This window comes from Sphingomonas sp. CFBP 13733, from assembly GCF_014841795.1.
Taxonomy (GTDB): Bacteria; Pseudomonadota; Alphaproteobacteria; order Sphingomonadales; family Sphingomonadaceae; genus Sphingomonas; species Sphingomonas aerolata.
Genome location: NZ_JACYUP010000002.1, coordinates 234,188 through 247,218, shown reverse-complemented (window position 1 = coordinate 247,218; position 13,031 = coordinate 234,188). Strand labels below are relative to the sequence as shown.

8 protein-coding genes are annotated in these 13,031 nt (G+C 69.1%); 2 read left to right on the top strand and 6 right to left on the bottom strand.

From position 1 onward, the window contains the following. Window positions 1–38: 38 nt before the first annotated feature. Entirely contained in the window at window positions 39–1,592 is a 1,554-nt protein-coding gene (locus tag IFT71_RS05285; protein ID WP_244654778.1) for an alginate export family protein, read from the bottom strand. 52 nt (window positions 1,593–1,644) lie between these two features. After that, a complete protein-coding gene (locus IFT71_RS05280; RefSeq protein WP_274602309.1) occupies window positions 1,645–2,991 on the bottom strand; it encodes a dicarboxylate/amino acid:cation symporter in 1,347 nt (448 codons plus the stop codon). Window positions 2,992–3,221: 230 nt separating this feature from the next. Between IFT71_RS05280 and IFT71_RS05275 the strand changes: the two genes are divergently transcribed. Both IFT71_RS05275 and IFT71_RS05270 read left to right on the top strand, forming a co-directional pair. Further along, window positions 3,222–4,982 carry an ATP-binding protein gene (locus IFT71_RS05275; protein WP_197976041.1) on the top strand — a complete coding sequence of 587 codons (1,761 nt, stop codon included), beginning with the start codon at window positions 3,222–3,224 and terminating at the stop codon, window positions 4,980–4,982. Next, entirely contained in the window at window positions 4,979–6,304 is a 1,326-nt protein-coding gene (locus IFT71_RS05270) for a sigma-54-dependent transcriptional regulator (RefSeq protein WP_056409201.1), read from the top strand. The genes IFT71_RS05275 and IFT71_RS05270 overlap by 4 nt, the downstream gene beginning before the upstream one ends. A gap of 330 nt (window positions 6,305–6,634) precedes the next feature. Here the strand turns inward: IFT71_RS05270 and IFT71_RS05265 are convergent, their stop codons facing one another. The 4 genes from IFT71_RS05265 to IFT71_RS05250 all read right to left on the bottom strand — a co-directional run bounded on the left by IFT71_RS05265 (window position 6,635) and on the right by IFT71_RS05250 (window position 13,023). Then, on the bottom strand, window positions 6,635–7,690 hold the full coding sequence (locus IFT71_RS05265; protein ID WP_192139525.1) for an AbrB family transcriptional regulator: 1,056 nt from the start codon (window positions 7,688–7,690) through the stop codon (window positions 6,635–6,637). Continuing rightward, on the bottom strand, window positions 7,687–8,349 hold the full coding sequence (locus IFT71_RS05260) for a spermidine synthase (RefSeq protein WP_192139523.1): 663 nt from the start codon (window positions 8,347–8,349) through the stop codon (window positions 7,687–7,689). Before IFT71_RS05260 ends, IFT71_RS05265 begins: the two co-directional genes overlap by 4 nt. Continuing rightward, window positions 8,346–9,644 carry an Hsp70 family protein gene (locus tag IFT71_RS05255; protein ID WP_192071407.1) on the bottom strand — a complete coding sequence of 433 codons (1,299 nt, stop codon included), beginning with the start codon at window positions 9,642–9,644 and terminating at the stop codon, window positions 8,346–8,348. The genes IFT71_RS05260 and IFT71_RS05255 overlap by 4 nt, the downstream gene beginning before the upstream one ends. A 100-nt stretch (window positions 9,645–9,744) precedes the next feature. Next, complete coding sequence (locus IFT71_RS05250) at window positions 9,745–13,023, bottom strand: PAS domain-containing protein (RefSeq protein ID WP_192139521.1); 3,279 nt, start codon at window positions 13,021–13,023, stop codon at window positions 9,745–9,747. Window positions 13,024–13,031: the final 8 nt, after the last annotated feature.

The window sequence follows — 13,031 nt, the reverse complement described above, 5'->3', positions numbered from 1 at the left end:
GTCACGATCCTCCCCCGCCAGGGGGAGGATCAAGGTCATCAGAAGCGGTAGCTGAGCCAGCCGGCGAGGAAGTCCGAGTTCTTGTACCCGGCGCGGGTCAGTGACGACCCCGCGATCAGATGCTCGTAGCGGCCGGTGAAGGACAGCCGCGACGAGATCGGATAGACCGCCTGGAAACGGATCGTGTCGGCGATCTTGCTGCCCGACACATTCTGCGTGCCGGCAAAGGCGCTGCCATTGGCGCGGTACACGGCGTCGTTCTGCGAATCGCGCCACGACAGCTGATATTCCGCAGTCAGACGCAGCTTGTCGAGCACGGTGAAGCTGACGTTCGGCGCGACCGCGATCAGGTTGGTCGGCGTCGCGAACAGCTGATAGCTGTAATAGATGTTGTTGCCGAACGGCGCGAGCGCGGTGCGCAGCGTGCCGTTGCCATAGGCACCACCACCGCTGGCATAATCCGCATGGAAGCCGACGCGCGGCGCGTTGCGGCCCTTGCCGAGCTTGTAGGTCTGCGCGAGCAGGATCAGCCACGCCTTGATCGAGCGGTTGTCATAGCTGCCGCCCTGATAATTGACGGTCCAGTCGAGATTGACCGGTCCGGCATCGCCCCAGAAATGCAGGCCGTAGAAATTGCGGACCTCGCGCGCATTGTCGGTGCCCCAGACGGCATTGCGGTTGCGCAGCCGCCAGAGGAACGGATCGAGATAGAGCTTCGACCCGCCGAACAGCGTGTCGGGCAGGACGACGCCGGTCGAGATGCCCGAGAAGCGCCGCGCGCTCTCCGCATCGTCGTCGCGCGTGCCCTGCGTGCCGTAGGCGGTCGGCTTGAAGTCGAACACGTCGGCGCGCACGCCCGCGGTCCGCGCCCAGGCGCGAAAGCCGTTGAACCCGAAATACAGCGTGTTGTTGTCGCGCGGCACGACCATCAGGTTCGGGCCGTCAGCAAAGGTCTGGCGACCATAGCGCACCCCGACATCGACATCGGCGACCGTCCCGGTCAGGTCGACGAACGCCTGCTGCACCGCGAGCTTGTTGCGCAGGTTCGGCAGCACGTTGCCGAGATTTTCACCCTCGAGCGTGCCGTGCGCGACTTCGCCGTAGAAGCGCAGATGCTCGCGGACATGCAGGTCGGCGCCGCCGAACAGGCGAAGGATGTCCTGCCGCTGCGCCTCGCTGTCGCGCAGATTGGGGTTGGTGGTGTGGTTGACGCGCAACCGCGCCTCGCCCGACAGCGTCAGGTAGACGTCGCCGTCGCCCGCGATCGAGATGAATTTCAGCTGGTCGATGATGTCCTTGCGCTTGGCCGGGTCGCGCAGTTTCGACCAGTCCTCCGCCCAGCGTGACTGGTTGTAGCCGCCCGCGGTGACGCCGTCGCCGACCGCGGCATTGGGATAGCTCTCGGCGATCGGCGAGGCCGCGCTGGTGCCGGCGGCGTCCTTCGACACGGGACCGAGCCGTTCGCGCGCCTTGGGCGGCGCGCTTTCGGGAGCAGCCTGTTGCGGCGCGGCCTGGGCGAGCGCCATTGCGGGAAGGGTCGCGACGGCAAAGCCGGGCGCATGGCGCACGCGGCGCATCATCATCGAGGTCATAAAAGCTATCCGGTACTGGTCGCGGGGCCGGCCAGCGCCGGCCCCGTCGGGATCATGCGGCAGGAGCGGCGGCGGTCGTGATCGGCGCCGGTGCGAGTTCGGGCAGCTGGCCCGACAGCGCCGCGTTCAGCTTGTCGCGGTCGAGCGCACCTTCCCAGCGGGCGACGACGATCGTCGCGACCGCATTGCCGATGAAGTTGGTCAGGCTGCGGCACTCGCTCATGAAGCGGTCGACGCCGAGGATCAGCGCCATGCCCGCGATCGGCACGGTCGGCACGATCGACAGCGTGGCCGCCAGCGTGATGAAGCCCGCACCGGTCACGCCAGCGGCGCCCTTTGACGAGATCATCGCGACGACGAGCAGCAGCAGTTCCTGGCCCAGCGTCAGGTCGGTGTTGGTCGCCTGTGCGATGAACAGCGCGGCCAGCGTCATGTAGATGTTGGTGCCGTCGAGGTTGAACGAATAGCCGGTCGGCACGACGAGCCCAACGACCGACTTCTCGCAGCCTGCAGCCTCCATCTTCTGGATCAGGTTCGGCAGCGCGGCTTCCGACGACGAGGTGCCGAGCACCAGCAGCAATTCGGCCTTCAGATACTTGATCAGCTTGAAGATCGAGAAGCCCGTCAGACGCGCGACGGTGCCGAGGATGACGACGACGAACAGCGCCGCGGTCAGGTAGAAGGTCGCGACCAGCGCGCCGAGATTGGCGAGGCTGCCGATCCCGTATTTGCCGATCGTGAACGCGATCGCGCCGAACGCGCCAAGCGGGGCGGCGCGCATCAGGATGCCGACCAGCTTGAAGATGATCAGGCTGAGACGCTCGAGGAAGTTGAGGACGGGCTTGGCAGGCTCGCCGACCAGGCTAAGCGAGATGCCGAACAGGATCGCGATCAGCAGGATCTGCAGGATGTTGCCGTCGGTGAACGCGCTGACCATCGTGTCCGGGATGATGCTCATCAGGAACCCGGTGATCGTCGTCTCATGCGCCTTGACCGTATAGTCGGCGATGCCCTTGGTATCGAGAGAGGCGGCGTCGATGTTCATCCCCGCGCCCGGCTGGACGACATTGGCGACGATCAGGCCGACGATCAGTGCGAGCGTCGAGAAGAACAGGAAATAGGCGAACGCCTTGCCCGCGACGCGACCGACCGCGCCCAATTCCTTCATTCCGGCGATACCCGTGACGAGCGTCAGGAAGATCACCGGGGCGATGATCATCTTCACCAGCTTGATGAACGCGTCGCCGAGCGGCTTGAGCGCCGCGCCGTACGTCGGATAGAAATGCCCGAGCGCCGCACCCAGCGCGATCGCGATCAGCACCTGTATATAGAGCTGGCTGGTCCAGCCTTTGCGTGCCGGCGTTTCCGCGACCGCATATGTCTGGGATGGTAGGGTCAACATCGCCTCCTGAAAGTCTCGTCCACTCACGCGGGACGTTAGTGAGGGCGGTAATGCCGGGCCGGACCCCGGACTACAAGTGATCACGTCAAGCACGTCAAACCCTTGGATTCGCGTGAGTTTGCTCCGTACCGATGCTTCGAATGTGCGGAAAATGCACATTTTTGCTGATGGCGTCACACGAATGTGTGTGATAATCCGCACAGATGAGACGGACTCGATCCTCGCTGGTGACGACCGCGTTGGCGGTGCTGATGGCGTTCGCCGCGCTCGGTGTGATCGTCTCGGTGGTCGCCTCCGTCTATGGCCGGCGGACGGTGGCGGATGCGACCGCCGCGGTCCGGCTGCGGGCGATGCAACAGACGCGCAGCAACCTGCGGCTGCTCGAATCGGAGCTGCAGACCTATCGCCTGCTCCCGGTCATGCTCGGCGAATATACCGATGTCCGCGCGGCCCTCGCATCGGGCACGGTCGATCCGGCGCTCAATGCCAAGCTCGCGCTGCTCGCCGCACGCACCGGTGCACCGGTCATCTATGCGCTCGATACACAGGGGATGACGATCGCCGCGTCGAATGCGGACCGCCCCGACAGCTTTCTCGGCCACGACTATCGCTACCGCGACTATTTCACCAAGGCGATGGCCTCGGGCGCGACCGAGTTCTTCGCGCTGGGCAGTGTCAGCGGACGCCCCGGCCTCTATCTCTCGCGTCGGATCGACCGCGCGGGACGGCCGCTCGGTGTCGTCGTCGTCAAGGTCGAGTTCGACCGCATCGCGCAGGCCTGGATCCAGGATCACATGGCGACCTTCGTCGTCGATGCGGACGGCGTGATCCTGATCTCCAGCGATCCGCGACTCGAATTCCACACGACGCGCGCGCTGTCCCCTGCGCGGCGTCGGACACTCGCGCAGACGCGGCAGTTCGGCACGCTGCCGCTGCTCCGCGCACCGCTGACGCTGGCGGACGACCGGTCGCGCCTCGGCGACGGGACGCCCGCGGTGACGGTGTCGCTGCCCGTGCCGATCGCGGGCTGGCATCTGGTCCATATGGAGCCGCTCGACGCCGCGCTGCGCAGCGCGGCCGTGCGGACGCGCTCGGCGACGACGATCGCCGCGCTGGCGACGATCGCGGCGATGCTCGGCGCATGGTGGCTGCACCAGCGCCGCAAGCGCAACGCCGGCGCGCGTGCCGAACTCGAGGCCGAGGTGGCACGCCGCACCGCCGAGCTCAGCGCCACCGCCGACCGGCTGCAGATCGAGGTCGAGCAGCGCGAGGCCGCCGACCAGCGCTTTCGCCAGGCGCGCGAGGAGCTCGCCCATGCCAACCGCGTCGGCTCGATCGGCACGATCACCGCGAGCGTCGCGCACGAGATCAACCAGCCGGTCGCCGCGATCCGCACCTTTGCCGACAATGCCGCCGCGTTCCTCGCGCGCGACGAACCCGCGCGCGCCGCGACCAACCTCCAGGCGATCGTCGAGCTGACCAGTCGGATCGGTACGATCACCGCGGGGCTGCGCCGCTATGCCAGGCGCGGCGCGGGCTCGATCGGCCCGGTTGCGCTCGACGCGGCGATCGATGGCGTCCGCCTGCTGATCGGCGACCGGTTCCGGGCGAAGGGCGTGACGCTCGATTTGCCGAGCGGGCCCGAGGCGCGGCTGACCGTGATCGCCGGCCGCGTCCGCCTCGAACAGGTGCTCGTCAACCTGCTCCAGAACGCGCTCGACGCGGTCGCCGAGCGGCCCGATGCGCGCGTCGACGTCACCGTCGGGCGCAAGGGCCGCGACGTCGTGCTGACCGTCGCCGACAACGGCCCCGGCATCGATCCCGGCATCGCCGACGACCTGTTCACCCCGTTCGCGACCAGCAAGACCGACGGCCTCGGCCTCGGGCTCGGCATCGCGCGCGACATCATGACCGAGTTCGGCGGCACGCTCGACCTCGTCCCTGCTCCACGAGGCGCCGTCTTCCGCATGATCCTGGTAAAAGCATGAGCGAGCAGAGCGTCCTGCTCGTCGACGACGACGACGTGCTGCGCGGTGCGCTCGAACAGTCGTTCGAACTCGCCGGCATCGCGGTGATCGCCGAGCGCGACCCGACCGTCGCACTCGCGCGGATCGATGCGGGGTTCGACGGCGCGGTGGTGTCCGACATCCGCATGCCCAAGATGGACGGGCTGGAGCTGTTCCGCCGCATCGCCGCGATCGACCACGAGATCCCCGTGCTGCTGATGACCGGCCACGGCGACGTCGCGATGGCGGTGGCCGCGCTCAAGAACGGTGCGTTCGACTTCATCCCCAAGCCGTTTGCGACCGATCACCTAATCGCGGGCGCGAGGCGTGCGCTCGAGATGCGCCGCCTCGTCCTCGACAATCGCCGGCTGCGCGCCGCCGCCGAGGAGACGATCGGCGCCGAACCGCTGATCGGCGAGACCCCGGTGATGGTCCGCCTGCGCGAGACGATGCGCCAGATCGCGCAGGCCGATATCGACGTGCTGGTCGAGGGCGAGACCGGCACCGGCAAGGAACTCGTCGCGGTGCTGCTCCACCGCTGGAGCAACCGCCGGTCGCGGCCGTTCGTCGCGGTCAACTGCGCCGCGCTGCCCGAGGCGGTCGCGGAGATCGAGCTGTTCGGCCATGACGGCGATTCGCGCCTGCCGCGCACCGGCCGGATCGAGGCGTCGAACCGCGGCACATTGTTCCTCGACGAGATCGAGAGCACCTTGCCCGCGGTCCAGGCCAAATTGCTCCGCGTGCTCGAGGAGCGCGAGGTCATGCCGGTCGGCGGCGACCTGCCCCGCGCGCTCGACCTGCGGGTAATCGCGGCGGCGAAACCCGGGCTCGACCAGGCGGTCGAGGATGGCCGGTTCCGCGCCGAACTGCTGTTCCGGCTCGATGCGGTGCGGCTGCGCATCCCGCCTCTACGCGAACGGCGCGACGACGTGCCCTTGCTGTTCGGGCATCTGCTCCACCAGGCCGCCGAGCGGTTCGGGCGCGAGGTGCCGACGATCGACACCGCGACGCTCGCCTATCTCGGCCAGCATGACTGGCCGGGCAATGTCCGCGAGCTCGACAATCTGGCGAAGCGGCTGGTGCTGCGCGTCGAGGCGGATGCGCCGGCGGACGAGGACGGCGACCTGCCGCTCCCCGCGCGCGTCGACAAGTTCGAGGAAGCGACGATCCGCGCGACGCTCCACCAGGTCAGCGGCGACGTCCGCTCCGCGCTCGCCGCGCTCGGCATCCCGCGCAAGACCTTCTACGACAAGCTGAAACGCCACGAGATCGACGTCGAGGCCTATCGCCCGACCAAGGGGTGACAGGCGCAACCCCGTTCGCCCTGAGGGAAGTCGAAGGGCAGGCCGAGACTACCGGTCCCCCCAACCCCGTTCGCCCTGAGCGAAGTCGAAGGGCAGGCCGAGACTACCGGTAACGCCCCCAACTCCGTCCGCCCTGAGCGAAGTCGAAGGGCAGGCCGGGACTACCGGTAACGCCCCCAATTCCGTTCGCCCTGAGCGAAGTCGAAGGGCAGGCCGCGCGCGCAGGTGCTTCGACTTCGCTCAGCACGAACGGACGGACGGACGGACGGACGGACGGACGGACGGACGGACGGACGAACGGCCGGGGGTTCGGTACGCGGGTACGGCGCGTCAGGTCGGAATGACCGGCACCACCCCGCCCTGCCGCGTCGCCACGAACCGCGCGAGCGGCGGTCCGATCAGCAAGACGCCCAGGAACCGCATCACCTGCAACGCCATCACGAACGGCACGTCGACCGGGCTCGACGCGGCGATGATCGCGACCGAATCCATCCCGCCGGGGCTCGACGCAAGATAGGCGGTGACCGGATCGATCCCCGCCCAGCGCGTCAGCGCCGCCGCGATCCCGCCGCAGAACAGGATGAGCAGCCCGACCGACAGCAGGATCCGCGGCATCGCCTTGCCCGCCACGCGGAGCGTATCGCGCGTGAAAGACAGCCCGATCTTCCACCCGACCACCGCATAGCTGATCGCGAGCAGCCATTGCGGCAGCACCGGCTGCGCGATCCCGGTGACGTTGAGCACCCCGCCCAGCACGAGCGGTCCGAGCAGCGCGCCCGCCGGCAGCCGCAGCTTGACGCCAAGAATCGCGCCGACGCCGGCAATCGCCACCGTCCGCAGCACCGCGACCGGATCGACGCCCACGAACCACGCCGCGGCCGGATGGTGCCCGCTGCCGCCGCCGACCATCACCGCCGCCAGCACCGAGGCAACGACCGCGACGCACACGACGCGCGTGTAGGTCATCACCGCGACCAGCCGCGAATCCGCGCCGTACGCCTGCGCCATCAGCACCATCGCGCTCGCCGCGCCCGGCGTCGAACCCCACACCGCGACGGTGCCCGGCAGCACCTGCCAGCGGCTGAGCAGATAGCCGAGCACGCTGCTGGCCGCGAGCGTCGCGACATTGACCGCGAGGAACACCGGCCAGTGCTGCGCGACGGTCGCGACGATGCCGGTGGTGATCGACCCCGCGATCAGCGTCCCGACCGCCGCCTGTGCGCCGCGAAAGGCGAGGATCGGCACCCCCAGCGACCCGCCGCGCACCGCGAGCACGACCGCTGCGATCATCGGTCCGAGCAACAGCCCCGCGGGCAGTCCGATCCATTCCAGCGCCCCCGCCACGAGCGCCGACAGCGCGACCAGCAGAGCCCAGCGCCAGATCATGCCTTGGTCGCGAACCAGATCACGTGGCGCGCGCCGCCCTTGCGCGTCGCGCGCGCGACGACCTCGTCGACCGCGAACCCCGCCTCGTCGAGCCGCCTGGCGAACGGCTTGCTCGGCGCCGACGACCACACCGCGAGTACCCCGCCCGACCGCAGCGCCGCGCGCGCCCGCGCCAGTCCCGAAGCGCCGTAGAGCCGGTCGTTGCCCGGCCGCGAAATCCCGTCGGGACCATTGTCGACGTCGAGCAGGATCGCGTCCCACTCCCCCTCCGCGATCGCCGCGGCGACATCGCCCTCGAAGATCCGCGTGCGCGGGTCGGTCAGGCTGTCGCCGTGCAGCGCCGCCATCGGCCCGCGCGCCCATTCGACCACCGCGGGCACGATCTCGGCGACCGCCACCTCGGCATCGGGCCCGAGCCGCGCGAGCGCTGCACGCAACGTGAAGCCCATGCCGAGCCCGCCGATCAGCATCCGCACGCCCGGCCGCGCGCCGATCCGGTCGCACGCCTGCTCCGCCAACGCTTCTTCCGAGCCGCTCAGCCGGCTGTTCATCAGCTCGTTCGCGCCGAGCATGATCGAGAATTCCGCGCCGCGCTGGAGCAGCCGCAACTCGCCGCCGCCCGGCACCTGCGCCGTCCCGAGAAGAACCCGCGGGATCATGCAGACCACGCCGCGATGTCGTCCTGCTCGCCGATCAGCGCGAGGCCGTGCGCGATCGAGGTCAGCTCGCCGCCGCTCATGATCGCCGCCTCGCCGAACCGCTCGACGAAGATCTGCCGCACCCGCGGGATCAGCGACGACCCGCCGGTCAGGAAGACGCGGTCGATATCGCCGCCGCCGACCTTGGCCGCCGCCAGTGCCTGGTCGACGGTCGCCTCGATCCGCGCGACGTCGTCGGCGATCCAGCCCTCGAACTGCGCGCGCGTCACCTCGGCCTCAATCTCCAGCCCCGCGCCCGCAAAGTGGAAATGCGCGTCCTCGCCTTGCGACAGCGCGCGCTTCAACGTGCCGACCGCGTCGTACAGCGGATAGCCGAGCTCGTTCTCGATCACCGCGATCATCCGCCCGATCGCATCCGGGTCGATCGCGGTCTTCTGCAACCGCTCGAGCTCGGTCATCGTCTTGCGGTTGCGCATCAGCGCGAGCCTGGACCAGTCCGCGAAATCGGCGAAATAGGCGCGCGGGATCTCGAGCTCCTTGCCGAACGACTTGTACGCGCCGCCCTTGCCCAGCATCGGCAACACCAGCCGGTCGAGGATGCGGTAGTCGAACCGGTCACCCGCAATCCCGATGCCCGCATGGCCGAGCGGCGTACAGCGTCGCGCCGCACCCGGCTCGGCAACGCGCACGACCGAGAAGTCGCTCGTGCCGCCGCCGAAATCGGCGACCAGGATCGTCGCGGGCTCGGTCAGCCGCGTCGCATAGCTGTAGGCAGCACCAAGCGGTTCGTAGACATAATGGATCTCCGCGCCGAACCCCTTGAACATCGCGTCGTAGCGCGTCCGCGCGAGCGCCTCGTCGGGCCGCGCGCCGGCATATTCGACCGGTCGCCCGACGACGATCCGCTGCGGCCGCGTGTCGAGTTTGCCGCCCGCATGCGCGATCAGCTTGTCGAGGAACAGCTTGCCCATCTCCTCGAAGCGATAGCGCTTGTCGAAGACCGAGGCCTGCTCGAACGTCTTCATCGCCGCGACCGACTTGAACGACTGGATGAACCGGCTGTCGAGCGGATATTCCATATATTCCGCGATCGCCCACGGCCCCGCATCGACCGCGAGCCCCTTGCCGCTGTCGTCCTGCCAGAAGCAGAGCGCGGAGCGGAACACCGGGCTGGTCTCGGCGGGCGCGGCGAAGGTCACGAGTTCGGGCGTGCCGCCGGGCGTCCCGAGCGCCACGACGCTGTTGGTCGTGCCGAAGTCGAGCCCCAGTGCGGGACTCGCGGCTGGCGTTTGCATGAAGGTCTCCGGGAGCGGGTGGCGCCTGCCTATGCCGACCGGGGCCCCGGGATGGCAACCGGTAAAGTCACGCGCAGCGCGTCTTCGCGCTCGCCCGGGGTCAGCGCGCGACCATCTCGCGGATCCGTTCGGCGAGCATGTCGAGCGCGAACGGCTTGGTGATCATCTCCATCCCCGCACCCAGAAACTCGCCGCGCACCGCCGCCTTTTCGGCATAGCCGGTGACGAACAGGATGCGCAGATCGGGGCGATGCCGCCGCGCGACCTCGGCCAGCTGGCGCCCGTCCATCCCGGGCAGGCCGACATCGCTGACCAGCAGGTCGATCCGACGCTCGCTTTCGAGAATCGGGATCGCCGCGTGCGCGTCGCCCGCCTCCATCACGCCGTAGCCGAGGCTGCCGAGGATATCGACGATCAGCATCCGCACCGCGACATCGTCCTCGACCACCAGCACGCATTCGCCGTCCGCGCGCGGCAGGTCGCGGTCCGCGGTCGGCACGCTGGCCGCCGCAGTGCCGTGGAAGCGCGGCAGGTACAGCTTGACCGTCGTGCCCTCGCCCTCCTCCGAATAGATCCGGACATGCCCGCCCGACTGGCGCGCAAAGCCATAGATCATCGACAGGCCGAGCCCGGTGCCCTGCCCGATCGGCTTGGTGGTGAAGAACGGGTCGAACGCCTTCTCGATCACCGCCTTCGACATGCCCGTGCCGGTGTCGCTGACGCCGATCGCGACATAGTCGCCGGGCGCCAGATCCCCGATCGCCTCGGTATAGTGCGCGTCGAGATGCGTATTCTCGGTCTCGATCGTCAGCCGCCCGCCCTCGGGCATCGCGTCGCGGGCGTTGATCGCGAGGTTGAGCAGCGCGCTTTCGAGCTGGTTGGCATCCGTCGTCACCGGCCAGGTCGCCCCCTGCCGCCGGATCTCGAGCCGCGCATTCTCGCCGAGCGTCCGTGCGAGCAGATCCTCCATGTCGGCGATCAGCCGGTCGACATCGGTCGCCTTCACGTCGAGCGACTGGCGCCGCGAAAAGGCGAGCAGCCGCTGCGTCAGCCCGGCCGCGCGCTGCGCGGAGACCGTCGCCGCCTCCAGATAGCGGTCGACCTTGTCCGGGCGCGGTTCGGGCACGTTGCGCCGAACCATGTCGAGCCCGCCCAGGATACCGGTCAGCATGTTGTTGAAGTCGTGCGCGATGCCGCCGGTCAGCTGGCCGACCGCCTCCATCTTCTGCGCCTGGCGCAGCGCATCCTCGGCGCGCGCGAGCTGTGCCTCGCGCTCCTTGTCCGCGGTGACGTCGCGCCCGACCGCGTTGATCAGCCCGTCGCCCGGCCGCGCCGCCCAGCTGATCCAGCGATAGCTGCCATCCTTGTGGGCATAGCGATTGTCGATCCGCGCGACCGCCTCGCCGCGGGCGATCCCCGCCGCCGCCAGGCCGGTATGCGCGACGTCTTCGGGGTGGAGCAGCGCGAAGAGCTGGCGTCCGACAATCTCGTCCATCGACCAGCCGAGCATGTCGGTCCAGGCGGGATTGGCGGCGACGATCGTGCCGTCGAACTCGGCGCGCAGCATGATGTCGGACGACAATTCCCACAACCGGTCGCGGTCGGCGGTCGACACCTCGACCGCTTCGGCCAGTCCCTCGTTGATCGCGCGCAGCTGGCGCTCCGCCGCCTTGCGCGTCGACTGGTCGAGGATCGCGCCGATCATCCGCGTCGGCGCGCCGTCCTCGTCGCGGATGACATAGCCGCGGTCAAGCACATCGGCATAGCGGCCGTCGGCGCAGGCGAACCGGTATTCGTCGGTCCAGTCGCTGTCCTGCCCGTAAATCACCGCATCGATGCTCGCATGGATCCGCGCGCGATCCTCCGGATGGACCTGGTCCAGCCACCAGTCGCCGGTCGACTTCGCATCGGGCAGGACATGGCCATAGGCGCGCGTCAGCGCCTCGTTCCACAGCACCGAGTTGCTCCGCAGGTCCCAGTCCCAGATCGCGTCGTTGGTCGCACGGCTGGCGAGCCGCAGCCGCTCGCTCGTCTCGCGCAGCGCCGCCTGTGCGCGGCGATCGTCGCTCATGTCGACGACCGTCCCGACCAGCCGGATCGGGATATCGCCATCGAAGAACGCGATACCGTGCGCGACGATGTGGCGCTCGACGCCGTCGCTCTGGCCGATCGTGCGATATTCCGAATCGAACACCCGCGTGCCCCGCGGATCAAGCGCGGCGGCGACTTGCGCATCGGCAGCTGCCCGGTCGTCGGGGTGGAGATTGGCGAGGAAGGCGGACTCATACTCGACCGGCGCGCCCGCCGGGATCCCGAACAGCGCGCGGCACCGGTCGTCCCAGCGCAGCATGCCGTCCGCCGGCCGATAGTCGAACCGCCCCAGCCGCGCGACCCGCGTCGCCAGTTCCAGCTCCTCGCGGCTTTCGGACAGCGCGACCTCGTTGCGACGGCGCTCGCTGATGTCGTTGAACAGCACCGCGACATGATGCTGCTCGGGCGCATCGACGCGGTAGGCATAGACCTCGAACCAGCGATCCTGCAGCGCGGAGGCGGGATCCTCGAACCGCAGCGGCTCGCCGGTCGTCGCGACATGGCCGTACAGGTCGAACCAGCGCTGTTCCATGTCGGGCGCGACGTCGCGCATCGTCCGCCCGATCATGTCGTCGAGCCCGGTGTTGCGCGCAAACGCCCGGTTCACCTCGAGGAAGCGATAATCGTACGGCGCACCGTCGGCGAACAGCACCTCGATCACGCAGAACCCCGCATCGATCGATTCGAAGAGCGACCGATAGCGTGCCTCGCTCGCCTTCACCGCGATCTCACCGCGCACCCGGTCGACCGCGTCCGAGGTGCGCAGCGCGACGTCCTCGACCAGCGCGATATCCGCCCTGGTCCAGTCGCGCGGCGTGGCCTCGTGCAGATACAGGACCGCCGCCAGCCGCCCGTCACGGAGCAGCGGCGCGGCGATCAGCGCGCCGACGCCGGCCTGCGCCCAGCACCGCGCGGTCGCCGGATCGCGCGCGCGTGCGTCGGTCGCGCAATCGTCGACGATCACGGTGAGCCCGCGCCGCAGATCGGCGATCACGCCCGCGCCCAGTGCCGCGTCCCCGTCCCCGTCTCCGGCTCCGTCTCCGTCTGGCGTCGCGGCGAGGCCGGGCAGCGTCCCGTTCGACCAGTCACCGACGCCCCGGGTCATCGCGCCGTCCGCCGACACCTCGTCATAGCCGCAGCGCGCGACGTCGAGATGCGAGCCCAGCGCCGCTGCGGCCGCCGCCATGATGTCGTCGGGCCGTGCCATCGTCCGGAACAGGTCGACCAGCGCGAGCTGGAACGCCTGTCGCGCGAGCAGTTCATCACGATCGAGCAGAGGGGGACGCATAACCTATG